The sequence below is a fragment of the Streptomyces sp. NPDC047061 genome (assembly GCF_040643955.1).
Taxonomy (GTDB): domain Bacteria; phylum Actinomycetota; class Actinomycetes; order Streptomycetales; family Streptomycetaceae; genus Streptomyces.
Genome location: NZ_JBEYVI010000018.1, coordinates 150,573 through 173,949, shown reverse-complemented (window position 1 = coordinate 173,949; position 23,377 = coordinate 150,573). Strand labels below are relative to the sequence as shown.

The following is a 23,377-nucleotide window of genomic DNA, read 5'->3' as shown; positions in this document are numbered from 1 at the left end:
CGGAGCCGCATATCGAAACAGCCCCGCGCCCCTAAAAGCAAAAGACAGGGGCGCGGAGGTCGGCGTTTCCTTAAAGGGCTACGCCCAGCAAGGCGTCCACTGCTCGCGACACGATCCCGGGCGCACCCGGGTCCGTGCCGCCCTGCTCCTGCTGGAGCGCTGCCCAGCGGTCCACCGCCGCCAACGCGGCAGGCGCGTCGAGGTCGTTGGACAGGGCCTCGCGGATCTCCTCCACCAGGGACTCGGCGAGCGGGCCGTCCGGGCGGGAGACCGCCGCGCGCCAGCGGTCCAGCCGGGCCACCGCGTCGGCCAGGACCTGGTCGGTCCACTCCCAGTCGGCGCGGTAGTGGTGGGAGAGGAGGGCGAGGCGGATGGCGGCCGGGTCGACGCCGTCCTGGCGGAGCCGGGAGACGAAGACCAGGTTGCCCTTGGACTTGGACATCTTCTCGCCGTCGAGGGCGACCATGCCGGCGTGGACGTACGCCTTGGCCATCGGGAACTCGCCGGTGAGCACCTGGGCGTGCGAGGCGCCCATCTCGTGGTGCGGGAAGGCCAGGTCGGAGCCGCCGCCCTGGACGTCGAAGGTCATGCCGAGGTGGTCCAGGGCGATGGCCACGCACTCGATGTGCCAGCCGGGGCGGCCGCGACCGAGGGAGCCGCCGTCCCAGCTCGGCTCGCCCTCGCGGGCGGCCATCCAGAGCATCGGGTCGAGGGGGTTCTTCTTGCCGGGGCGGTCGGGGTCGCCGCCGCGCTCGGCGGACAGCAGCCGCATCGCGGCCGCGTCGAGGTTCGAGACCTCGCCGAAGTGGGGGTCGGACTCGACGGAGAAGTAGATGTCGCCCTCGAGTTCGTAGGCCGCGCCGAGTTCGCGCAGCCGCTCGACCAGCGGCACGATGCCGGGTATGGCCTCGACCGCGCCTATGTAGTGCCGCGGCGGCAGCATCCTGAGGGCGGTCATGTCCTCGCGGAAGAGGGTCGTCTCCTTCTCGGCGAGGGCGACCCAGTCGACGCCGTCCCGCTCCGCGCGCTCCAGGAGCGGGTCGTCGACGTCCGTCACGTTCTGGACGTAGTGCACCTGCCGCTTGGTGTCGAGCCACACGCGCTGAACCAGGTCGAACGCGTTGTAGGTCGCCGCGTGCCCCATGTGGGTCGCGTCGTACGGCGTGATGCCGCAGACGTAGATACGGGCGACGGGACCGGGGTCGAGAGTGACCAGACCGCCGGTCGCGGTGTCGTGGATCCTCAGGTCGCGGCCCTGACCAGGCAGGGCGGGGACCTCGGAAGCGGGCCAGGCATGCATGTACATGAGCGTAACCGGACCCGAGTTCGGTATACGAACCGGAGGGCCGGGAAGGCGCTCTTGATCTCGGACGCGGAATGTGCTGGTGGGGCTATACGGGCGGCCAGGGGATGGCCGGCCACTCGCCGCTGGGTTCCGGGTGCTTTCCGGCGGTGAGCAATGTCTCGACACGGGCGCGTGTGGCGTCCAGCTCGGCCGCGGTGATCAGTTCGGCCAGCCGGGTGCCCAGCGGCCCGCCGAGGGCCTCACGCAGCCCCGTGAGGACCTCGACGGCCTCGCCGGTCAGGTCCTCCCCCGCCCAGCCCCACAGCAGGGTGCGCAGCTTGTTGTCGACGTTGAAGGTGACGCCGTGGTCGATGCCGTAGAGCCGGCCGTCCGCGGTGGGCAGCAGGTGGCCGCCCTTGCGGTCGGCGTTGTTGATGACGGCGTCGAGGACGGCGAGCCGGCGCAGCCGTTCGTCGTCGGCGTGCACCAGCAGCGCGGTCCTGCCCTCGCCGACCTCGGCGAAGCCGATGGCCTTCCAGCCGGGCTCGGGCTCCTCCGCGTCCACCAGGGCGAGCAGCTCGCTGCCCTCGGGGTCGACGTCGATCCACAGCTGGACCATGCCCTCGCCGTACGGCCCGTCGCGCAGCACGGTGGGCGGGACCAGGTCCCAGCCGGTGGCCGCGGCGACCTCGTAGGCGGCGACCTCGCGCTGCGCGAGGGTGCCGTCGGGGAAGTCCCACAGCGGACGCTCCCCGGCGACCGGCTTGTAGACGCAGGACGCCTCCTCGCCGTCGTGCGCGACCGTGCAGAACAGCGCCGCGTTGGAGGCGTCGCGGATGCGGCCGCGCACCTTCAGCTCACCGTGGGCCAGCAGTTCGGCGGCGGTCACGCTCCGCGGCGGTATCCGTTCTGGCGCGGACATACATGTCCTTCCGGGTCGAGCGGGAGGCTGCACAGCGGGCACGGCGGCCGCCCGGCGTTGACGACGTCGAGGGCGCGCTTGCAGAAGGCCCTGGCCTGCGCGCCGGTCAGCCGGACCCGCAGCATCGGGGGCCCGTTCTCCTCGTCCTGCAGGAGCCGCTCCTCGGCCTCGGCGAGATCCTCCTCGGAGTCGGCGTCCAGCTCCACCAGGGCCTGCGCCTCGACGATCATGCGCTCTTCCTCGCCGTCCCAGGCGAGTGCCATGGTGCCGACGCGGAACTCCTCCTCGATGGGGGTGTCGAGGGGGGCGCTGTCGCTGATCTCGTTGGGTGCGACGGCGGGCACGGCCGCGTTGCCGCCGCTGCGGCGCACGACCTCGTCGAGGAGTTCGTCCATGCGTTCGGCGAGCGCGGCGACCTGGGTCTTCTCCAGGGCCACGCTGGTCGTCCGGGGGCCGGCCGTGGCCTGGAGGAAGAACGTACGGCGTCCGGGCATCCCGACCGTGCCCGCGACGAAGCGGTCCGGCGGATCGTAGAGGAACACCTGACGGGACACGTCCTGTCTCCATGGGAATCGAGAGTGCGTGGGTTTCGGGAGGGCGACGACGCGACCGGGGGTCGCTTACGTGGATCGCTTCACCCTACTGCGGCTGACGATCACGGCGCGCCGGCGCCGCCACCGACCGCGGCGTCTTCCCCGGGAGGTTCCTCGCGGGGGGCAAGGGAGGCGAAATCGCCGGTGTCCCCGAGGCGAACGAGAAACGGCCTGAGGCGGGTGTAGCGGATCGCGGTGACGGAACACGGTTCGACGGAGATCCGCTGGAAGAGGTCGAGGTGCAGCCCGAGCGCGTCCGCGACCAGGGACTTGATGATGTCACCGTGCGAGCACATGAGATAGACGGCGTCCGAGCCGTGGTCGCGCTCCACGCGCGCGTTCCACTCGCGCACCGCCTCGGCGGCGCGGGCCTGCATGGCCCGCATGGACTCGCCACCGGGGAACGCGGCCGCCGACGGGTGGGCCTGGACGACCTCCATCAGCGGCTCGTCCTTGAGCTCGGCGAGCTTGCGGCCCGACCAGTCGCCGTAGTGCGCCTCCCCGATCCGCTCGTCGGTGTGCGCGGTGAGCCCGGGGCGGGCGTCGAGCAGCGGGCGGAGCGTCTCCTGGCAGCGCTGCAGCGGGCTGGTGACGATCTCGGAGAGGGGCAGCCCGGCGAGCCGGCCGGGCAGCGCGGCGGCCTGGGCGGCCCCGCGCTCGTCGAGGGCGACGCCCGGCGTCCAGCCGGCCAGCACACCCGAGGTGTTGGCGGTGGACCGTCCGTGCCTTACGAGGATCAGCGTGGGCATGCGGCCCAGGGTAGGCGCACGCCGAAGTGCACCGGCGGGTGGGCGACGGGAGAATACGCTCCGTGATCGTCGATTGCGCCATCTACCGGGACGGGGAGCGGACGGAGACCCCACAGGACTTCTCCGACGCCCTCGCGGAGGCACGCGCGCGTGGCGACAGCTTTCTGTGGATCGGCCTGTACGAGCCGACGGAACGCGAGTTCGACCTGGTCACCGACGAGTTCGGGCTGCATCCGCTGGCCGTGGAGGACGCCCTGACCGCCCACCAGCGGCCCAAGCTGGAGGTGTACGACGACTCGCTGTTCGTCGTCCTGAAGCCGGTGACGTACGAGCCGAAGAGCGACACTGTGACCTCCGGCGAGCTGATGATCTTCATCGGGGACTCCTTCGTGGTCACCGTGCGCCACGGGACGCCCTCGCCGCTCGGTGACATCCGGCGGCATCTGGAGGAGCAGCACGAGATGCTGAGGCACGGGCCGACGGGGGTGCTGTACTCGATCTCCGACGCGGTCGTGGACCACTACCTGGAGGTCTCGACCGAGCTGCAGAACGACCTGGAGGAGCTGGAGGCCGAGGTGTTCTCGCCGGGCGGCGGCTCCCGGAACACGGCGTCGCGGGTCTACACCTTCAAGCGGCAGATCCTGGAGTTCCGCCGGGCGACGGTGCCGCTGGCCCTTCCGATGACCAAGCTGGCGGGGGTGGGCCCGTACGGCAGCGGTATGACGGTGCCCTTCGTGCACGAGTCGGCCCGCCCGTTCTTCCGGGACGTGAACGACCACCTGCTGCGGGTGAACGAGGGCGTGGAGGGCCTGGACCGGCTCGTGACGGACGTCCTCGGCGCCCATCTCGCGCAGATGAGCGTGCGGCAGAACGACGACATGCGGAAGATCTCCGCGTGGGCGGCCATGGCGGCGGTCCCCACGCTGATCGCGGGGATCTACGGCATGAACTTCGACCACATGCCCGAGCTGCACTGGATCTGGTCGTACCCGGCGGTGATCCTGTTCATGGCCTGCCTGGAGACGGCGCTGTACCGGCTGTTCAAGCGCCGCGGGTGGATGTGAGCGGGCGCCGCGCGGCCGTCGGCCTTTTTCCGGGCTCAGGCGAACTCGGGGGCGGGCGTCGCGGGGCCGCCCAGGGCGTTCCTGCGCTCCGGCATCCGCAGGGAGACCATCCGGCGCCAGCCCGCGGCGCGCTCGTAGGCGTAGAGGGCGTGGATGCCGACCGCGAGCAGCGCGGACCTGGCCCTGGGCCAGCCGAGGATGCGGCCCATGCGGGCCATGACGGCGAGGCTGACGTCCCGGTAGATGCGGATCTCGGCGAGGGCGCAGGCGCGGAGGGTCCGCTGGATGGCGCGGCCGTGCCCGGCGGCGGCGAAGAGCAGCAGCTCCTCGTGGCAGTAGGCGAGGTGGTTGTCCTCGTCACCGGAGATCATGCGCACCGCGCGGCCGACGTCCGGGTGGTCGCCGAAGTACCGGCGCAGCAGCTCCATCTGCTCGGAGGCGCGCTGCTCGGTGACCCGGCTGTGGGCGAGGTAGGTGACGATGTCCGGCACGGTGAGCGGCCGGTCGGCGCGGAGCCGGTCGTGGGCGAGCCCGATGCCGTGCCGTTCCAGGATCATCGTGTAGTCGGTGTCGGCCGGCACCGGGACGGGTGTCAGCCCGCGCTTCCTCAGCAGGGCGTGGAAGATGCGCCCGTGCTTGTCCTCGTCGGCGCCGTGGCGGGTGATCTTGGGGGCGAGGCCGCGTTCGCTCGGCGGTACCAGCGCGGCGATCCGCGCGTTCTCCCAGCCGCCCTGGGACTCGCCGCTGGCCGCGATGGAGCAGAAGAGCCGGAAGGACTCGTCGTTGTCGAGGATCTCCTGGAACAGACTCCTGGCCGAAAGCATCGTGGGCACCTCTCTGGAGGACTCACCAAACCCGCAAAGAACGAGTCAAATGCCGCATCGGAGTCGCTGCAACAGGTGTGCGGGCGGACTCGGCCGAAAGGAGGAGCCCCGGGGTCACGCCAGAGGCGTAACCGCGCGGGCACCGGCGCGTTGTTCTGCGTGACGGCCGTGGCGGGGAAGACCCCCCGAGCCCCCACCACGGCCGCGGACTTCTCTCACCTCTCAGGTGGTCACGCGAGCCCGGCGCGCTCCAGGGCCTCGGCGCCGGCCCGCAGCGAGGCGAGCCGCTCGTCCAGGGCGAAGCCGGCGGGCGCCAGGGAGAGGGTGGTGACCCCGGCGGCCGCGTAGGCCTTCATCCGGTCGGCGATCCGGTCCACGGAACCGAGCAGCGTGGTCTGGTCGATCAGCTCCTGCGGTACGGCGGCGGCGGCCCCGTTCTTGTCCCCGGACAGGTACTTGTCCTGGATCTCGGCGGCCTCGCGCTCGTAGCCCATCCGCTGGGCGAGCTGGTTGTAGAAGTTCTGCTTGCGGCTGCCCATGCCGCCGACGTACAGCGCGGTGTAGGGCCGGAAGGTGTCGGCGAGGGTGGCCACGTCCTTGTCGTCGCCGACGGCGAGCGGCAGCGTAGGGCAGATGTCGAACCCGTCGAGGGTCCTGCCCGCCTTCTCCCGGCCCGCGCGCAGGTACTTCACGGCCGTCTCCTCCAGGTGCTCGGCGGAGGGGAAGATCAGCAGTGCGCCGTCGGCGATCTCGCCGGTCTGCTCCAGGTTCTTCGGGCCGATGGCGGCGATGTAGACCGGGATGTGCTCGCGCTCCGGGTGCACGGTCAGCTTGATCGGCTTGCCCGGACCGCCCGGCAGCGGCAGCGTCCAGTGCTCGCCCTCGAACGACAGCCGTTCCCGGCTCATCGCCCGCCGCACGATCTCCACGTACTCGCGGGTGCGGGAGAGCGGCTTGTCGAACTTGACGCCGTACCAGCCCTCGGAGACCTGCGGTCCGGAGACGCCGAGGCCGAGCCGGAAGCGGCCGCCGGAGAGGGAGTCGAGGGTCGCGGCGGTCATCGCGGTCATCGCGGGCTGCCGGGCGGGGATCTGGAAGATGGCCGAGCCGACGTCGATGCGCTCGGTCTGGGCGGCGACCCAGCTGAGCACGGTGGCGGCGTCGGAGCCGTAGGCCTCGGCGGCCCAGCACACGGCATACCCGAGCCGCTCGGCCTCCTGCGCCACGGCCAGGTTGTCCCCGTCCATCCCGGCACCCCAGTAGCCGAGGTTGATCCCGAGTTGCATGGCCGTTCCCCTTACCGATCAGTAACGTCGCTGTTGCGGAGACCTTAGCGCGGAGGAATTCCATACGGGGGGATCGGTCCGCGTTCGGCTGCGGGTCGTGGGGGGCTGGTCGCGCAGTTCCCCGCGCCCCTTGGTTGGGCGAGTCCCGCCCCTTCGAAGTCCCCCCGTTCTGGGGAAATCGGTTATCCACAGGCAACCCAACGCACCAGCTCTGGCCAGTAATCTCGCGGGCATGGAGCAGAGGCATCTCGGCCGAACCGGCCTGCGCGTGTCCCGGATCGGGCTCGGCACCCTCACCTGGGGCCGGGACGTCGACGAGCACGACGCCGCGGACATGCTGAAGGCGTTCTGGGAGGCCGGCGGGACCCTTGTCGACACCGCGGACGTGTACGGCGACGGTGAGGCCGAGTACCTGCTCGGGCAGCTCATAGAGGGGCTGGTGCCGCGCCGGGACCTGGTCATCTCGACGAAGGCGGGCAGCGTGCCCGACCCGGACCGTCGTTTCGACGGCTCGCGCGGTCATCTGCTCGCCGCGCTGGACGCCTCCCTGGCCCGCCTCGGCACCGACTACGTCGACGTCTGGCACGTGCACGCCTACGACCCGGACACCCCGCTGGAGGAGACCCTGCAGGCCCTCGACCTGGCGGTGAGCAGCGGCCGGGCCCGGTACGCCGGGGTCTCCAACTTCTGCGGCTGGCAGCTGGCGAAGGCGGCGACCTGGCAGCTCGCGGCGCCGGGCACCCGCACCCGGCTGGCCAGCACGCAGCTGGAGTACTCGCTGCTCCAGCGAGGCGTCGAGCGCGAGGTGCTGCCCGCCGCCCTCGACCTGGGCATCGGCCTGCTGCCGTCCTCCCCGCTGGGCCGCGGTGTGCTGACCGCGAAGTACCGGCACGCCACTCCCCCGGACTCGCGCGGTGCCTCCGAGCATCTGGCGCCGTTCGTCGAGCCGTACCTCGACGACACCGCCACCCGGATCGTGGACGCGGTGCAGACGGCGGCGGACGGGCTCGCGGTCACCCCGCTCCAGGTGGCGCTCGCCTGGGTGCGGGACCGGCCGGGCGTGGCCGCGCCGATCGTCGGCGCGCGCAACGCGCAGCAGCTCGCGGGGGCATTGTCAGTGGAGGCGCTTACTCTTCCTGACGAGATCTGCCGGGCGCTCGACGACGTGTCGGCGCCCGTGCACCGCTATCCCGATCACGACTGGAGCACGCTGTGAGCACGGAGCCGGGGCTGGGCGCCAAGCCCGAGGCCGACGAGGACACGACGGCTGACGAGGACACGACGGCTGTCGGGACCGGCGCGCCCGGGGCCGACGGAGCGGACGGCGGCGACGACGCGGAGGCCACCGGATCCGGTGCGGGCGGCGGCGCCGGTGCTGCGGGCTCGGCGGGGTCGGAAAGTGCCGTGCCGGACGCGGGGAGCGGCGCGGCCGCCGGTGGCGATGGCGATGGCGATGGCGATGGCGCGGCCCAGGTGTCCGAGGCCGCGGCCGAGTTGGCCGCTCAGCGGGTCGAGCGGGAGCGGATCGCGCAGCGGAGGGCCGAGCAGAAGGAGCCCATCGAGAGCGGGGCCAAGCTCAGCGGGACGGCCGCGGATCTGCTCGCGGCGATCCGGGCGGTGGAGAGCGGGGAGAAGCCCGCGGCCACCGTGTTCACGGACCCCGGGCCGGCCCCGCGCCGGGCCCCGGCACCCGAGCCCGCCCGCAGGCCCGAGTCGGCGCCTGCCGCCTCCGCACCCGCCATGCCCGCCGCACCCGCCGCGGAGGCGGTCGCCGCGGTACGCGCGGTGCTGGCCGACGGCGGTGCGCCCGAGTCGCTCGCCCCCCAGGTCGCCGCGGCTCTCGGCGAGGGCGCGGACACGCTGCTGCGGGAGGACCCCTGGCAGCTGCTCCGGGTCACCGGTGTACGGCCGGACCAGGCCGACGGGTTCGCGCGGGCGTTGCTCGGCGCGGAGTGCGGTCCGGACGACGAGCGGCGTGGCCGGGCGGTCACCGGCTGGCTCCTCGAGCAGGCCGCCGTGGCCGGGCACACCGCGCTGGAGATGCCGGCGCTGACCGCCGCGCTGGCCCAGCGGGCGGTGTCCGACCCGGAGGATGCCGTGCAGAGCGCGCTCGCGGAGGGCGAGGCGCTGGTCTTCCAGGACGCCCTGGATCCGGGCGCCCCGGAGCCCGAGGACGACGAGGCGGAGCGGCCGGTGCGGGTCCTGGTCGGCCTGGAGCGGTACGCACTGGCCGAGGAGAGCCTCGCCGACGGGCTGGCCCGGCTGGTCAACTCCCTGGTCAAGGACGCCTCGGAGCCCTGGGAGGCGGCCGCGGCGGCGGCCTCCGGCGGTGCGGCCGAGCTGGCGCGGGCGGTCGCCGGGCACGGCCTGGTGCTGCACACGGGCGGCGAGGCGGCCCGCGCCGAACCCGCGGCCCTGCTGGCCGCCGCCCGCACGGCCGGACTGCGCGCCTTCGCGGCCGCCCACACCCCCGACGGCAGCCGGCGCCTCACGGTCGGCGAAGAAGCCGCCGGCACCGTCGCCGACCTGCTCACCGGCGCCACGGGCCCCGGCCGGGACGCGGACGGCGCCCTCGACCTCGACCTGCTGATCGTGCTGGACGCGCCCCAGCTGGACGTGGAGGACGCGGCCATGCTCGTGGAGGCGCTGCCCGACGGGGCCCGGCTGGTGCTGAGCGGGGATCCGGCGACGCTGTGGTCCGCGGGTCCCGGGCGGGTCTTCGCCGACCTGCTGGCGGCCCGCGTGTGCCCGCAGATCGCCTCCCGCACGCCCGACCCCGGCCCGCTCGGGGAGCTGGTCTCCGGGATCGGCGTCGGCGAGCTCACCCAGGTCGAGGCGCCCGGCAAGGAGGTCGTGATCGTGCCGGTGCGGGACGCGGGCGAGGCGGTGCACCGGACCGTGCAGCTGGTCGCCGACTCCGTTCCGCGCGCGATCGGCGTCCCCGCCGAGCAGACCGTGGTGATCACCCCGGGCCACGGCGGAGCGGCCGGCACCCGCGCCCTCAACACCGCCCTCAAGGAACGGCTCAATCCGGGCCCCGGCCGCTTCGGCGGCTTCGACCCCGGTGACCGGATCGCCTACTCCCCCGCGCCGGGCCGTACGGTGCCCGGCCAGGTGGTGAAGGCCGACGCCGACGGGCTGCACCTGTCGTGCGCGGGTGCGCCGGTGGTCGTACCGAAGGAGCGGGTGGAGCAGTCCGTCCGTCACGGCTGGGCCCTGACCGCCCACCAGGCGGCGGGGAACCGCTGGCCGGCGGCGGTCGTGGTGCTGCCCGGGGACGCCGTCCAGGCCCTGAGCCGCCCCTGGGTGTACACGGCGTTCAGCCGGGCGGAGCGCCACCTTTCGGTGGTGCACGGCGTGGAACAGGCCCTGGCGAAGGCGGTGGCCGAGTCCCTGCCGAAGCCGCGGACGACCCGCCTGCCGGTGTTGCTGAAGACGCAGGTCCCCGCGGCGAACTGACCGGTGCCGCCGGCGGCACGGTCCGGGCACGAGCCGCCCCTCGCCGCGCGATCCCCGTCCCGCCGTCGGGCTTGTTCCCGTCCCCCGGCCGGATGTCGTTCCCGCCGCCACGGCGACCAGCCGCAACGGCACCGGCCGGCGGTGCCCGTCCGGCCTCGACCTCCGGAAGGCACCGCCGGCCGGGGGTGAGGCCGATCAGCGCTCGGCGTTCATCAGCGCTCGGCGTCCAACGGCTCCAGGTCCTCGTCCTCGTCCAGGTCGAGGTCGTCGTCCAGCTCGTCGGCGCGCCGGGTGCCCTCGCCGTCCTCCGCGTCCTCGCCGTCCTCGTCGTCGAAGACCGCGCTGACGTCGAAGCGGCACACCACCCGCTGCGGATCGACGCTCTCGAAGGGCAGCTCCAGCCACTCGCCCGGCTCGGCCTGCTCGTCCGCCGCGGTCACCCACAGCGTGGAGTCGCCCTCCTCCAGGCCGAACTCCTTGTGCCGGGAGGCGATCTCGTCCGGCTCGAACTCGCCGAACAGGATCCCCAGCGCCCCGTGGATCGTGCCGGCGGCGTCCTCGTCCGCGCCGGGGCCGTCGTCGTACTCGGCGGCCTCGACCCGCTGGGCCTGGGCCAGCAGCCGCTGTGGTTCCGCCACGGCGTAGTCGCGGCGGATCAGCACGCTGATCGCGTTCGGTTCCTCGGGGCCCGCGTACGGTGGCAGCGAGTCGTCCGTACCGGGGATCTCGAAGGGCGTGACCTCGTCGTAGCGGTCGTAGAGAAGCTCGTCGTAGACCTCGGCGGCCGCGGCCAGCTGGTTGAACGCCTCGTAGACAGCCGGGTCGTCCTCCCCCGACCTGCGTTCGACCGCGGCCAGATGGCGGTCGAGCGCGGTCTTGACCGCCTCGGCGGCGGCGCGTACCTCGGCAGCGGTGGGCTGCACAGCATCAGACATAGTGCAGACGCTATCCGTACCGGGCACCAGCCCGCACAATAGATGCGATGCCGGAATACGAATTTGTCGACGTGTACGTACCTCGCGGGGTGTCCCGCAAGGAGGCCACACGCCTGCTGACGGACCATGCCGAGTACGGACACTGGGAGTTGGACCGACTGAGCCTCATGCGCGACGGCAGCCGCAAGGTGCGGTTGCGCCGGCGGATCATCCGCCAGGTGCGTGCCACATGGTGAGACTGGCCGACTGACGGAAGGGGCCCCGCGTCGACGGGGCCCGTCCCGTTCCACGCACCGGTTCCGGTGCGTCACCGTCCGTGCACTACGCCGCGGCGCGCGCCCTGCGGTAGAGCACCGCGCCCGCGAGCAGCGCACCCGCGCCGGCCGGGAGCACGAGACCCAGCGGCATGTCACTGCCGGTGTGCGCGAGCTGCGCGGCGCCGACGGGCCGGCTCACCGAGGCGCTGCCCAGCGGGTCGACGAGAGTGGACCCGTGGGCACCGGTCGGGACGGTCGTGTTCCCGGAGTGAGCGGGGGGCGCGCCCAGGTGCCCGCCGGGAATGCCGGGGTGTCCCGGAGTCCCCGGAGTCCCCGGCTGGCCGGGGTGGCCCGGCTGACCCGGCGTTCCGGGGTTCCCCGGCGTTCCGGGCGGCGTGCTCCCGTGCCCGCCGTGCCCAGGAGGCGTGCCGTGCCCGCCGTGGCCGGGCGGCTGCATGGGGTGACCACCGCCGGGGTACCCGGGGTGCCCAGGATGCCCGGGGCGACCCGGCTGTCCCGGGTGCCCGGGATGCCCCGGGTGCCCGACGTGTCCGGAACCCCCGCCGTTGGCGCACTCGTTGCCCACGGCGGTGTTGCCGACGCCGATGACGTTGACGCTGTTGCCGCACACGTTGACCGGAACGTCGACCGGCGCCTGCACGGTGTTGCCCGAGCCGACACCGGGCGAACCCGCGGTGTGGCCCCCGGCGTGCGAACCACCGTGGCCGCTGTGACCGCCGTGACCGCTGTGGCTGCCGTGGCCGCTCCCGCCGCCGTGACCTCCGCTGTTGCCGTAGCCCGTCGAGGCACCGCCCCCGCCGCCGTGGTTGGCGCACTTGTTGCCCATCGCCGGGTTGAGGGCGCCGACGACGTTCACGGTGTTGCCGCAGACGTTCACCGGCACGTGCACCGGCGCCTGCACCGTGTTGCCCGACAGCACGCCGGGTGAGTCGGTGGCGGAGCCGACGGCTCCCGAGTCGGCGTGGGCGTAACCGCCCGCCGCGGCGATCACGCCGGTCGCCGCGGCCACTGTCATAAGGCCCTTGCGGGTGCCCTGTCGCATTTTCTGAATTCCCCCCTGCCTTCGATCCTGACCTTGCATTCACCGCAGGGAAAAACCTGCGGAAAAACCGGTCGGCCCCGGAGCGCATGGCGCGCGCTCCGGGGCCGACGGAAAGACGCCCCTCAGGGAGTCGGCGTCACTTGTTGATGCAGGTGTTGCCGAAGGCGGGGTTCAGCAGCCCGATCACGGAGATCGTGTTGCCGCAGACGTTCACCGGGACGTGCACGGGAACCTGGATCACGTTGCCGGAGACGACACCCGGGGAACCCACGGCAGCGCCCTGGGCACCCGAGTCGGCGACGGCCAGGCCCGCACCCGCGAGAACCAGACCACCAGTGGCAGCCGCAGCAGCGACGACCTTCTTGAGCATTATTCCTCCTTGTTGGCAATGCGATTCCAAGTAGCGGATCGCATCTGGAGTAACGAGGAGGGAGTAATGGAGCTACGAGCTTATCGTCGCATTCACTCTTCTCAGTCGACTTCGCACAGCCGCCCGATTACCTGTAGCCATTGCTTCACGACGCGTACTTCACGACGCGTCGATGAAACGGTCGAGCACGCGCACGCCGAACTGCAGCCCGTCCACCGGCACCCGCTCGTCCACGCCGTGGAACATCCCCGCGAAGTCCAGCTCCGGCGGCAGCTTGAGCGGCGCGAAGCCGAAGCCGCGGATGCCGAGGTCGTCGAAGGACTTGGCGTCGGTGCCGCCGGAGAGCATGTAGGGGATCGCCTTGGCGGTCGGGTCCTCGGCGAGCAGCGAGGACTGCATGGCCTCCACCAGGGCGCCGTCGAAGCTGGTCTCCAGCGCCTTGTCGGAGTGCACGTCCGCGCGGACCACGTTCGGGCCGAGGATCCGGTCGAGGTCGGCGAGAAACTCCTCCTCGTACCCGGGCAGGAAGCGGCCGTCCACGTGCGCGGTGGCCTCGCCGGGGATGACGTTGACCTTGTAACCGGCGTTCAGCTGGGTCGGGTTGGCGGTGTTGCCGAGGGTCGCGCCGATCAGCTTGGCGATGCCGCCGAGCCGGGCCAGCGTCGACTCCATGTCCTCCGGGTCCAGCTCGGTGCCGAGCGCGTCGCCCAGTTCGTCGAGGAAGGCCCGGGTGGTCTTGGTGACCCGCACCGGGAACTTGTGCCGCCCGAGGCGGGCGACGGCCTCGGACAGCTCGGTGATCGCGTTGTCGCGGTGGATCATCGAACCGTGCCCGGCGGTGCCGGCCACCTTCAGCTTCATCCAGTGCATGCCCTTCTCGGCCGTCTGGATGAGGTAGAGCCGGCGCTGCTCGTTCACCGTGAAGGAGAAGCCGCCGACCTCGCTGATCGCCTCGGTGACCCCCTCGAAGAGGTCCGGGTGGTTGTCGACCAGGTGCCGGGCGCCCCAGGTGCCACCGGCCTCCTCGTCGGCGAGGAAGGCCAGCACGATGTCCCGGGGCGGCTTGCGGCCGCTGCGCAGCCGGTCCCGTACGACCGCCAGGGTCATGGCGTCCATGTCCTTCATGTCGACGGCGCCCCGGCCCCACACGCACCCGTCCGCGACCTCGCCGGAGAAGGGGTGGTGGGTCCAGTCGTCGGCGTTGGCCGGTACGACGTCGAGGTGGCCGTGGATGAGGAGGGCGGGCCTGGACGGGTCCGCGCCCTCGATGCGGGCCACCGTCGAGGCGCGGCCCGGGTGGGACTCGAAGATCTCGGGATCGAGGCCGACCTCGGCGAGCTTCTCGGCGACCCACTCGGCCGCCTTGCGCTCGCCGGGACCGGAGTGGTCGCCGTAGTTGCTGGTGTCGAACCGGATCAGCTCGCGGCAGAGGTCGACGACCTCGTCCTCACCGGTGACGCCCCTGGCCGTGTCCGTCTCGCTCACGCTGCTTCCTTCCGCTGTCACTGCCGCCCGGTCCCCGCCATCCTCCCTCCCTTCCCGCTCGGGGCCCAAGGCCGGTCCCGGCCCGTCACACGCCGTTCACGCCCGCGGGCCCGGAAACAGGGTGTGATCGGCCGCCCCCGAAAGCCTGGTAGTGTTTCCTTCGTCGCCGCGAGGGAAACCCGCATGGAAGACTTCGCACGACAGACACCTTGTCCGGGTGGCGGAATGGCAGACGCGCTAGCTTGAGGTGCTAGTGCCCTTTATCGGGCGTGGGGGTTCAAGTCCCCCCTCGGACACCATGAAGAAACCCCTGCTGAGCAGGGGTTTCTTGGTTTTTCTGGGCAGCGGGTGCCGTCGGCGACCACCTTCCGGTGGGCGCCGCTCTCTCAGTCGAGGCCGGCTATTCGGCCGTCACCGTGGGCCACTGCGGAGGTGAACGCGCGGAGCGCGGCGCGGTCCAGCAGGAGCGCGGGCCCGTCGGGCCGCTTGCTGTCGCGGACGGCGACCGTCGCCTCGTCGACGATCCCGCATTCCACGCAGTCGGACTGTGATGCGGACGCCGAGGACTTCCACCAGGTCACCGGCAGAGCCGACGCGTCGTCAACGTGCTTCATTCGCTATTCGTTCTTCCTTATCTGGGTGATCAGTTCCACCGACGCCTCGACGGACTCGGCGGCAGACGTGAGGCGTTGCCACGCGGCCCGGTGCGTGGAGACCCGATCACGTTCCTCGATGTACAGGGCGGAGGTCAGCCCTTCCTGGTGGACGACGTCCAGATCGGTGTGCGGACCGAAGCCCAGGATGCTGAAGGTGCCGGTGAGCCCGGCGTGCAGGGGAGCGTCCGAGCGCAACACCTGGATGTTGATGTTCGGGCGCCGCCCCATCGTAAGCAGGCGCCCCAACTGTTCGTACATCAGGGCGGGATCCTCGGTGGTGGAGCGCAGCGCCTGTTCGGAGATGATCGCCCAGAGCGCCAGCGGGTCGCTGTCCCGGGTGAGGACGGCCTGGCGTGCCAGCCGTACCTCGACGAGCGCGTCGACCCGTGCCTCGACCGCCTCGGACATGGCGGTCGCCCGGATGATCTCGCGGGCGTACTCGGCGGTCTGGAGCAGTCCGGGGACCATGCCCAGCTGCCAGGTGGAGACCGTCTCGGCCTCCGCCTCCAGGCTGATCAGGTCCTCGTACACCGGGGTGAGAACACCCCGGTACGAGTGCCACCAGCCGCGCCGGCCGCCCTCCTTGGTGAGCGTGATCAGGGCCGCGCGCAGCTCGTCGCTGACGTCGCGGCCGAGGTCGCCGTACAGATGGAGCAGCGCCTGGATGTCCGCTGCCTTGGGGGCTGTCTTGCCGGTCTCCATCCGGGACAGCTTGGAGGAGACGAACGCGCCTTCGGAGTGCTCGGCGACCTCGTCGAGGGTGAGTTCGCCGCGCAGCTCGCGCAACTTCGCACCGAGCCGTCGCCGGCGCACCGTGGGCGTGCTCACGGCTTCCCCCTTCTGTCCGGTGAACTGCCCGACAGTCTGCCCGTGCCGCACCAACCCTCGCCACCGACTGACGACTTGTGCCGCAAGTCTCTCAAGGTGATGCGCAAAATTTCACATCTCGTGGGACGTATTGCTATCGACTGTGCCGTGAAGGCACCATGAATCCGGGAAATACGACAGTGACCGTACTCGCATGGCGAACCACCGTGCCTGCGTTGGGACATGCCCGTGAGGGGATGCACATGATCGAACGCCAGCGGAGCACCACGACCGAACCCCGCGCCCTGCAAGTCGCCCCGCCGCCGGTCCTGTTACTGGCCAGCGAGCCCCAGTCGGCCAAGGCCGCCCGGCTGTTCGTGAGCGACTTCATCGCGCACCACACCCCCGACGCCTCCCGCGACCACATCGACGCGGTCGCCCTGGTCACCTGCGAGCTGGTCACCAACTCCCTGCGTTACGAGACCGACCCGGACGACCCGGTCCGTCTCCTCATCGACACCGACGGCTCCCGGACCCGGGTCGAGGTGCACGACCCGCTGGGCCGCCGTCCCCGGCTGCGGCCCATCTCGGTCGAACGGGACCGCGGGCGCGGTCTGCTCATCCTCGACGCGCTGTGCTCGGGCCGCTGGGGCGTGGGCAACCTGCCCTGGGGCAAGTCCATCTGGGCCGAGGTAAGCGCCGTGTGACGTCCGGCGTTTCGTGACGTTTCCCCTCCCCCCACGGCGACGGCCGGTTCCGCGGCGATCTCCCCCCCTCCCCGCCACGGCACCGGCCGTTGTCGTACCGGCCACCGGACACATGGAGTTGGCCTGTCTCACGCTGTGTGGCCCATCTCTCGCCAGCTACGGAGAATCCCTGGTCAGAGGTAGCTTAAAATTCAAGGGACTGCTCCGAACGGCTGCTTCCAGGTGGCCGTCAGATGAACAGGGGCCTAGCGTCGTACTAATATTTCCGGCTTGTTACCTAGCCGGAGCCGGACAACCCCAGGCAGACCTGCGGGCCCGCCGGCACCCCGGAGGTTCCGGGAACGAGACGCGAGGACCGGATGGCAGCGATTGACGAGAGCAGTGCTCTCGGCCTGCTCGACGAAGAGATCCGCGAGGAGTTCGGGGACACCGCACGTTTCTCGGCCGGGGCGGCGGCCTCGCCGCGCACCCTGGTGGACGTGTTCGAGGCAACGGTACGGGCGCACCCCGACGAGCCCGCACTGGACGACGGCACCACCCAGCTCACCTACCGCGGGCTCGCCATAGAGGTCGCGCGGCTGCGGCGGCGGCTGGCCGAGGCCGGCATCGGGCTCGGCGACCGGGTGGGCGTCCGGGTGCCGTCCGGAACCAACGACCTGTACGTCGCCGTTCTCGGCGTCCTCGCGGCCGGCGCCGCCTATGTCCCGGTCGACGCCGAGGACCCGGACGAGCGGGCCGCACTGGTGTTCGGCGAGGCGGAGGTGGCGGCCGTCCTCGGCGAGGGGCTGCACATTGACGTGCGGCACGAGTCCGCGAAGCCCTCCGGCCGCCCCGGCGCCGAGCACGACGCCTGGATCATCTTCACCTCCGGGTCCACCGGCAGGCCCAAGGGCGTCGCCGTCACCCACCGCAGCGCCGCGGCCTTCGTGGACGCCGAGGCCGCGCTCTTCCTGACCGAGGAGCCGATCGGGCCCGGCGACCGGGTCATGGCGGGCCTCTCCGTGGCCTTCGACGCCTCCTGCGAGGAGATGTGGCTCGCGTGGCGCTACGGTGCCTGCCTGGTGCCCGTACCGCGCTCCCAGGTCCGCTCCGGCGCCGACCTCGGCCCCTGGCTGGTCGACCAGGAGATCACCGTCGTCTCGACCGTGCCCACCCTGGCCGCCCTCTGGGAGCCCGAGACCCTCAACGACGTCCGCCTCCTCATCTTCGGCGGCGAGGCCTGCCCGCCCGAGCTGGCGCAGCGCCTGGTGACCGAGGGCCGCGAGGTCTGGAACACCTACGGCCCCACCGAGGCCACCGTCGTCGCCTGCGCCGCTCTGATGACCGGCGAGGAGCCGATCCGCATCGGGCTGCCGCTGAACGGCTGGGAGCTGGCCGTCGTGGACGACGCGGGCGTGCCCGTGGCGATGGGCGAGAGCGGCCAGCTGGTGATCGGCGGGGTCGGCCTCGCCCGGTACCTGGACGCCGAGAAGGACGCGGAGAAGTACGCCCCGCTGGAGTCGCTGGGCTGGGAGCGGGCGTACCGCAGCGGTGACCTGGTGCGCGCCGACCGCGAGGGGCTGGTCTTCCTCGGGCGCGCGGACGAGCAGATCAAGCTCGGCGGCCGCCGGATCGAGCTCGGCGAGGTCGACGCGGCCCTCCAGGCCCTCCCCGGCGTCGCGGGCGCCGCGGCGGCCGTACGGACGGCCCGCAGCGGCAACCAGCTCCTGGTCGGCTATGTCGTCACCCAGGACAGCTGGGACCACGCGGCCGCCGTCGAGAAGCTGCGCGCCGAACTGCCCGCGGCCCTCGTGCCGCTGCTGGCGCCGGTCGACGAGCTGCCCACCCGTACCTCCGGCAAGGTCGACCGCAACGCCCTGCCCTGGCCCCTGGAGGGCCTGGAGTCCGGCGGCCCGGCCGAGCAGCTGTACGGCACCGAGGCCTGGCTCGCCGAGCAGTGGACCGAGGTCCTCGGCATCCCGGTGAGCAGCGCCTCCGACGACTTCTTCGCGATCGGCGGCGGCAGCCTGTCCGCCGCCCAGCTCACCACCCGACTGCGCACCCGCTACCCGAGCGCGGCGGTCCTCGACATCTACCAGCAGCCGGTGCTGCGCAAGCTGGCCCGCCGGCTGGAAGAGTCCGTGCAGGACGACGGGACGCGGCGCACGATCGCGCCCGTGCCGCGCAGCGCCCAGTTGGTGCAGCTGCTGCTCCTGCTCCCCCTGTTCACCGTCCTCGGGCTGCGCTGGACGGTGGTCCTGGCCGCCCTCGGCAACGTGCTCGGCGGCTACGGCTGGCTGCCCACCGCACCCTGGTGGCTGGTCGGTCTCGGCGTCCTGGTGCTGTTCACCCCGCCCGGCCGGATCGCGGTCGCGGCCGGGGGCGCGCGGCTGCTGCTGCGGGGCGTGAAGCCCGGCCGGTACGCGCGCGGCGGCTCCGTGCACCTGCGGCTGTGGGCGGCGGAGCGGCTGGCCGAGTTCACCGGGGCGACCACGCTGACCGGCTCCTGGCTGGAGCGGTACGCGCGGGCGCTCGGCGCCAAGATCGGTCCCGAGGTGGACCTGCACTCGCTGCCGCCGGTGACCGGACTGCTCAGGATCGGGCGGGGCGCGGCCGTGGAGTCCGAGGTGGACCTGTCCGGCTCCTGGCTGGACGGCGACCGCCTGGTGATCGGCCCGGTCCGGATCGGCGCCCACGCGGTCGTCGGGACGCGCAGCATGCTCTTCCCGGGCGCCCGCGTCGGCAAGCGCGCCGAGGTGGCCCCCGGCTCCGCGGTGACCGGGCAGGTCCCGACCGGCCAGCGCTGGGCCGGCGCCCCGGCGGTCAAGCTGGGCAAGGCCAAGCGGAACTGGCCCAAGCACCGGCCGCAGCGCGGCACGTACTGGCGGGTGATGTACGGCCTCACCGGGCTCGGGCTCAGTGCGCTGCCGGTGCTGGCGGGTGTGGCCGCGCTGCTGGTGGCCGGGCGGTTCGTGGCCCCCGGGGACGGCCTGGCCGAGGCCCTGCGGGGCGCGGCGGTCGCGCTGGTCCCGGCGACGCTGGCCTTCGGGCTGGCGTACGCCCTGCTGATCCTGGTCGCCGTCCGGCTGCTGAGCCTGGGCCTGCGGGTCGGCACGCACCCGACGCACAGCAGGGTCGGCTGGCAGGCCTGGACGGTCTCCCAGCTGATGGACCGCTCCCGCGAGACCCTGTTCCCGCTGTACGCCGGGCTGATCACACCGGTGTGGCTGCGGCTGCTCGGGATGCGGATCGGGCGCGGCGCCGAGGTCTCGACCGTGCTCGCGCTGCCGAGCCTGACGACGGTCGGCGAGGGCGCCTTCCTGGCCGACGACACGCTGACCGCGCCGTACGAACTCGGCGGCGGCTATGTGCGGATCGGGCGCGCGGAGATCGGGCGGCGGGCGTTCCTCGGGAACTCCGGGATGACCGCGCCGGGCCGCAGTGTGCCGGACGGCGGTCTGGTCGGGGTGCTGTCGGCGACGCCGAAGAAGGCCAAGAAGGGCACGTCGTACCTGGGACTGCCGCCGGTGAAGCTGCCGCGCAGCGCGGCCGACGGCGACCAGAGCCGGACCTACGAGCCGCCGGCGCGGCTGCTGTGGGCGCGGGCCCTGGTGGAGACGTGCCGGATCGTGCCGGTGCTGTGCTCGGTGGCGCTGGCCGGGCTCACGGTGGCCGCCCTGTGCGCGCTGGGCGCCTGGGCACCCCTCCTGTCGGGGCTGGTGCTGCTCGGTGCCGGTGCCGTCGCGGGCCTGGTGTCCGTGCTGGCCAAGTGGACGCTGGTCGGGCGGCACCGCAGCGGTGAGCACCCGCTGTGGAGCTCGTTCGTGTGGCGCAACGAGCTGGCGGACACCTTCGTGGAGGTGCTGGCGGTGCCGTGGCTGGCCGGCTCGGTGCCGGGTACGCCGGTGATGACGGCCTGGCTGCGCGGCCTCGGCGCGCGCATCGGCAAGGGCGTCTGGGTGGAGAGCTACTGGCTTCCGGAGACCGATCTGGTGACCCTGGAGGACGCGGCGACCGTGAACCGCGGCTGTGTGCTGCAAACTCACCTCTTCCACGACCGGATCTTGCGGACGGATACTGTGGTTCTCCGTGAGGGCGCCACACTGGGTCCTGGCGGGATCGTGCTGCCCGGCAGCACGATCGGGGCCCGTACGACCCTGGGTCCCGCGTCGCTCGTCATGGCGGCGGAGTCGGTTCCCGACGACACCCGCTGGCTCGGCAATCCGATCGAGGCATGGCGTCCCTGAGCGCGGGCCGCTCGGTGGCCGCGGGCATCGGTGCACCGAGAGACGGTTCGAGCACAGCGCAGGGAGCGAACGCGGAAGTGGCAGTGCAGCAGTCAGCGGGTCCGGACCCGTACTTCCCGGACAACGGCGATCCCCGGTACCGGGTGCATCGCTATGAGCTCACGCTGGACTACCGGCCAGGCCCCAACCGCCTGGCCGGCATGGCCCGGATCAACGCGATCGCGGGCCGGGCCGCGCTGCCCGAGTTCCAGCTGAACCTGGCCGACTTCAAGATCGGCCGGATCCGGGTGGACGGCCGCCAGCCGCACTGGACGCACCGCGGCGGCAGGCTGCGGATCAAGCCCGCGAAGCCGCTGCGCGCCGGGGCCGCCTTCACCGTGGAGATCCACTGGTCGGGCAACCCGAAGCCGGTGAACAGCCCGTGGGGCGGGATCGGCTGGGAGGAGCTGACGGACGGCGCCCTGGTGGCCAGCCAGCCGACCGGCGCACCGTCCTGGTTCCCGTGCAACGACCGGCCGGCCGACAAGGCGTCGTACCTGTTCTCGATCACCTGCCCGTCGGCGTACTCGGTGGTGGCCGGCGGCCGGCTGCTCACCCGCACCACGAAGGCGTCCACGACGACCTGGGTGTACGAGCAGGCCGCGCCGACGTCGAGCTACCTGGTGAGCCTCGCGATCGGCAAGTTCCAGACGGTGCTCCTCGGCGACCCGGGGTTCGGCGGGGTGCCGATGCACGGCCACATACCGGCGCATCTGCTCCCGGAGTTCTCCAGGGACTTCGCGCGGCAGCCCGCGATGATGGACCTGTTCCAGCGGCTGTTCGGGCCCTACCCGTTCGACGAGTACGCGGTGGTCGTCGCCGACGAGGAGTTCGATGTCCCGGTCGAGGCCCAGGGGTTGTCGCTGTTCGGCGTCAACCACGTGGACGGGGCCCGGGGTTCGGAACGCCTGGTGGCGCACGAGCTCGCCCACCAGTGGTTCGGCAACAGCGTGTCCATCGCCGACTGGCGGCACATCTGGCTGAACGAGGGGCTCGCCAAGTACGCCGAGTGGCTGTGGTCGGAGCGGTCCGGCGGCCGCAGCGCCCAGCAACTCGCCGCCCTCGCGCACCGGTTGCTCGCCGGGCTGCCGCAGGACATCCGGATCGCCGCCCCGGGCCGGAAGTCGATGTTCGACGACCGGCTCTACGAGCGGGGCGGGGTCACCATCCACGCGATCCGCTGTGCGCTCGGCGACGAGCGGTTCTTCCACATGCTGCGGTCGTGGGCGGGGCTGCACCGGGGCGGGTCCGTGACGACCGCGACGTTCACGGCCCACGTCAACCGCTTCGCGGACGAGCCGCTGGACGGGCTGTTCGACGCCTGGGTGCACCGGACGGCGCTGCCGCCGCTGCCCACCCTGACCCTCCCGGCGCGCCCGGCCCAGCCGCCCACCAACGCCGAGTCGGCGTAGGGGGCGGGCCCGTGACACCGAAGCGGTCCTCCCGGCAGCGGCCCGCCGCCGCCTGCCCGTGCGGTCTCGCCGAGACGTACGAGCGGTGCTGCGGCCGGTTCCACCGGGGTGCGGTGGCCGCGCCCACGGCCGAGACGCTGATGCGCTCGCGGTACAGCGCCTTCGTGAGACGCGACGAGCCGTACCTGCTGCGCACCTGGCATCCCCGGACCCGCCCGCCCCGGGTCGACTTCGACCCCGGGATGCGCTGGACCGGCCTGGAGATCCTCGCGACGACCGACGGCTCGGCCTTCCACACCACCGGCACGGTGACCTTCCGCGCGTCCTTCGGCGACGGCTCGCTGCACGAGCGCAGTCGGTTCGAGCGGGTCGAGGGGGCGTGGGTGTACGTGGACGGGGAGTTCCTGGACTAGGGCGCCAGGATGTCCAGCTCCTGCAGCGCCCCCGTCGTGATCTCGCGCGTCAGCTGCTCCGCGCGGACCGCGTCGCCCTCCCGGACCGCCTCGGCGACCTGGACGTGCAGGGTCACGGCGGCCGGGTCGGGGTCCTCGAACATCACGTCGTGCTGGGTGCGGCCGGACAGGACCTCCGTGACCACGTCCGCGAGACGGGCGAACATCTCGTTGCCCGACGCCGCCAGGATCACCCGGTGGAAGGCCACGTCGTGGAACAGGTACTCCTCCAGCTTGTGGCCCCGCGAATGGGCCACCATGCCGAGCGCGCACTCGGTGAGCTCGGCGCACTGCGCGGCCGTGGCGTGCCGCGCCGCCAGGCCGGCCGCCACCGGCTCGACCGCCGAGCGCAGCACGGTGAGCGAGCGCAGCTGGTGCGGGCGGTCGGCGCCGGCCAGGCGCCAGCGGATGACCTGCGGGTCGTAGACGTTCCACTCGGCCTTGGGGCGGACGGTGACGCCCACCCGGCGACGGGACTCGACCAGGTGCATGGACTCCAGGACCCGGACCGCCTCGCGCATCACGGAGCGTGACACTTCGAAGTGCTGGGCGAGTTCGTCCGTGCGCAGGACGCTGCCCGGCGGGTACTCGCCCGCGGTGATGGCGGGGCCGAGGGTGTCCAGTACTCGGCCGTGCAGGCCCCGGCCCGGTGTGCTCATGCACTCAGCGTACCGAGTGGATCACCCAGCCAAAAAGTCAGACTTATATGTCACACACTCTTGAATTCGTCGTACCTAATGCGTTTCAGTGTGGCGACCCCTTCCGAACCTTCCGAGGAAGACACAG

The 23,377-nt window shown here is 72.3% G+C and carries 21 protein-coding genes and 1 tRNA gene; 9 read left to right on the top strand and 13 right to left on the bottom strand.

The features are described from left to right. Nucleotides 1–70: 70 nt before the first annotated feature. From mshC to ABZ887_RS25595, 4 genes are all read right to left on the bottom strand, one after another. Entirely contained in the window at nucleotides 71–1,300 is a 1,230-nt protein-coding gene (gene mshC / locus ABZ887_RS25610) for a cysteine--1-D-myo-inosityl 2-amino-2-deoxy-alpha-D-glucopyranoside ligase (RefSeq protein WP_361293272.1), read from the bottom strand. Nucleotides 1,301–1,391: 91 nt separating this feature from the next. Then, the gene (locus tag ABZ887_RS25605; RefSeq protein ID WP_350789250.1) at nucleotides 1,392–2,207 is read right to left on the bottom strand and encodes an SCO1664 family protein; all 816 of its coding nucleotides are present in this window, start codon (nucleotides 2,205–2,207) and stop codon (nucleotides 1,392–1,394) included. Next, entirely contained in the window at nucleotides 2,171–2,761 is a 591-nt protein-coding gene (locus ABZ887_RS25600) for a DUF3090 domain-containing protein (protein WP_361293269.1), read from the bottom strand. The genes ABZ887_RS25605 and ABZ887_RS25600 overlap by 37 nt, the downstream gene beginning before the upstream one ends. A gap of 101 nt (nucleotides 2,762–2,862) precedes the next feature. Next, complete coding sequence (locus tag ABZ887_RS25595) at nucleotides 2,863–3,549, bottom strand: histidine phosphatase family protein (RefSeq protein ID WP_361293267.1); 687 nt, start codon at nucleotides 3,547–3,549, stop codon at nucleotides 2,863–2,865. Nucleotides 3,550–3,611: 62 nt separating this feature from the next. On the opposite strand from ABZ887_RS25595, the gene corA reads away from it, so the two are divergent. After that, the gene (gene corA, locus ABZ887_RS25590) at nucleotides 3,612–4,613 is read left to right on the top strand and encodes a magnesium/cobalt transporter CorA (RefSeq protein WP_361293265.1); all 1,002 of its coding nucleotides are present in this window, start codon (nucleotides 3,612–3,614) and stop codon (nucleotides 4,611–4,613) included. Nucleotides 4,614–4,648: 35 nt separating this feature from the next. Here corA and ABZ887_RS25585 read toward each other — a convergent pair whose 3' ends face one another. Both ABZ887_RS25585 and ABZ887_RS25580 read right to left on the bottom strand, forming a co-directional pair. Beyond that, nucleotides 4,649–5,437, bottom strand: coding sequence for a ferritin-like domain-containing protein (locus ABZ887_RS25585; RefSeq protein ID WP_361293263.1), 789 nt, complete (start codon nucleotides 5,435–5,437; stop codon nucleotides 4,649–4,651). A gap of 230 nt (nucleotides 5,438–5,667) precedes the next feature. Further along, nucleotides 5,668–6,723, bottom strand: a complete 1,056-nt coding sequence (locus tag ABZ887_RS25580) for an LLM class F420-dependent oxidoreductase (protein WP_361293261.1) — start codon at nucleotides 6,721–6,723, stop codon at nucleotides 5,668–5,670. 232 nt (nucleotides 6,724–6,955) lie between these two features. Here ABZ887_RS25580 and ABZ887_RS25575 point away from each other — a divergent pair, with 232 nt between their 5' ends. Both ABZ887_RS25575 and ABZ887_RS25570 read left to right on the top strand, forming a co-directional pair. Beyond that, nucleotides 6,956–7,939: an aldo/keto reductase gene (locus ABZ887_RS25575; RefSeq protein ID WP_361293259.1), complete on the top strand. Its 984-nt coding sequence runs from the start codon at nucleotides 6,956–6,958 to the stop codon at nucleotides 7,937–7,939. Next, entirely contained in the window at nucleotides 7,936–10,182 is a 2,247-nt protein-coding gene (locus tag ABZ887_RS25570) for a helix-hairpin-helix domain-containing protein (protein WP_361293257.1), read from the top strand. The genes ABZ887_RS25575 and ABZ887_RS25570 overlap by 4 nt, the downstream gene beginning before the upstream one ends. Nucleotides 10,183–10,394: 212 nt before the next feature. On the opposite strand, the gene ABZ887_RS25565 is transcribed toward ABZ887_RS25570, so the two are convergent. Continuing rightward, complete coding sequence (locus ABZ887_RS25565; protein WP_361293255.1) at nucleotides 10,395–11,117, bottom strand: hypothetical protein; 723 nt, start codon at nucleotides 11,115–11,117, stop codon at nucleotides 10,395–10,397. Nucleotides 11,118–11,164: 47 nt separating this feature from the next. On the opposite strand from ABZ887_RS25565, the gene ABZ887_RS25560 reads away from it, so the two are divergent. Continuing rightward, nucleotides 11,165–11,353 (top strand): DUF5703 family protein, encoded by a 189-nt coding sequence (locus tag ABZ887_RS25560; protein ID WP_067050609.1) that lies wholly within the window; start codon nucleotides 11,165–11,167, stop codon nucleotides 11,351–11,353. Between the two features lie 85 nt (nucleotides 11,354–11,438). Here the strand turns inward: ABZ887_RS25560 and ABZ887_RS25555 are convergent, their stop codons facing one another. The 3 genes from ABZ887_RS25555 to ABZ887_RS25545 all read right to left on the bottom strand — a co-directional run bounded on the left by ABZ887_RS25555 (nucleotide 11,439) and on the right by ABZ887_RS25545 (nucleotide 14,292). Further along, complete coding sequence (locus ABZ887_RS25555; protein ID WP_361293253.1) at nucleotides 11,439–12,437, bottom strand: chaplin family protein; 999 nt, start codon at nucleotides 12,435–12,437, stop codon at nucleotides 11,439–11,441. A gap of 136 nt (nucleotides 12,438–12,573) precedes the next feature. Next, nucleotides 12,574–12,807 carry a chaplin ChpH gene (gene chpH / locus ABZ887_RS25550; protein WP_123978334.1) on the bottom strand — a complete coding sequence of 78 codons (234 nt, stop codon included), beginning with the start codon at nucleotides 12,805–12,807 and terminating at the stop codon, nucleotides 12,574–12,576. A 159-nt stretch (nucleotides 12,808–12,966) separates the two neighbouring features. Next, a complete protein-coding gene (locus tag ABZ887_RS25545) occupies nucleotides 12,967–14,292 on the bottom strand; it encodes a M20/M25/M40 family metallo-hydrolase (RefSeq protein ID WP_361293251.1) in 1,326 nt (441 codons plus the stop codon). Nucleotides 14,293–14,503: 211 nt separating this feature from the next. On the opposite strand from ABZ887_RS25545, the gene ABZ887_RS25540 reads away from it, so the two are divergent. Next, nucleotides 14,504–14,591, top strand: a tRNA-Leu gene (locus ABZ887_RS25540). A gap of 87 nt (nucleotides 14,592–14,678) precedes the next feature. On the opposite strand, the gene ABZ887_RS25535 is transcribed toward ABZ887_RS25540, so the two are convergent. Together ABZ887_RS25535 and ABZ887_RS25530 are read right to left on the bottom strand one after the other, a co-directional pair. Then, the gene (locus tag ABZ887_RS25535; RefSeq protein WP_361293249.1) at nucleotides 14,679–14,906 is read right to left on the bottom strand and encodes a DUF397 domain-containing protein; all 228 of its coding nucleotides are present in this window, start codon (nucleotides 14,904–14,906) and stop codon (nucleotides 14,679–14,681) included. A gap of 3 nt (nucleotides 14,907–14,909) precedes the next feature. Continuing rightward, nucleotides 14,910–15,776 carry a helix-turn-helix transcriptional regulator gene (locus ABZ887_RS25530; RefSeq protein ID WP_089103361.1) on the bottom strand — a complete coding sequence of 289 codons (867 nt, stop codon included), beginning with the start codon at nucleotides 15,774–15,776 and terminating at the stop codon, nucleotides 14,910–14,912. A gap of 242 nt (nucleotides 15,777–16,018) precedes the next feature. Between ABZ887_RS25530 and ABZ887_RS25525 the strand changes: the two genes are divergently transcribed. The 4 genes from ABZ887_RS25525 to ABZ887_RS25510 all read left to right on the top strand — a co-directional run bounded on the left by ABZ887_RS25525 (nucleotide 16,019) and on the right by ABZ887_RS25510 (nucleotide 22,552). Beyond that, nucleotides 16,019–16,462 carry an ATP-binding protein gene (locus tag ABZ887_RS25525; RefSeq protein ID WP_361293247.1) on the top strand — a complete coding sequence of 148 codons (444 nt, stop codon included), beginning with the start codon at nucleotides 16,019–16,021 and terminating at the stop codon, nucleotides 16,460–16,462. Nucleotides 16,463–16,821: 359 nt separating this feature from the next. Continuing rightward, entirely contained in the window at nucleotides 16,822–20,688 is a 3,867-nt protein-coding gene (locus ABZ887_RS25520; protein WP_361293245.1) for a Pls/PosA family non-ribosomal peptide synthetase, read from the top strand. 77 nt (nucleotides 20,689–20,765) lie between these two features. Beyond that, nucleotides 20,766–22,139, top strand: coding sequence for a M1 family metallopeptidase (locus tag ABZ887_RS25515; protein WP_361293243.1), 1,374 nt, complete (start codon nucleotides 20,766–20,768; stop codon nucleotides 22,137–22,139). 11 nt (nucleotides 22,140–22,150) lie between these two features. Continuing rightward, a complete protein-coding gene (locus tag ABZ887_RS25510; protein ID WP_361293241.1) occupies nucleotides 22,151–22,552 on the top strand; it encodes a YchJ family metal-binding protein in 402 nt (133 codons plus the stop codon). Here ABZ887_RS25510 and ABZ887_RS25505 read toward each other — a convergent pair. Then, nucleotides 22,549–23,250 carry a FadR/GntR family transcriptional regulator gene (locus ABZ887_RS25505; protein ID WP_361293239.1) on the bottom strand — a complete coding sequence of 234 codons (702 nt, stop codon included), beginning with the start codon at nucleotides 23,248–23,250 and terminating at the stop codon, nucleotides 22,549–22,551. The two genes, ABZ887_RS25510 and ABZ887_RS25505, sit on opposite strands and share 4 nt — an antisense overlap. Nucleotides 23,251–23,377 lie beyond the last annotated feature (127 nt).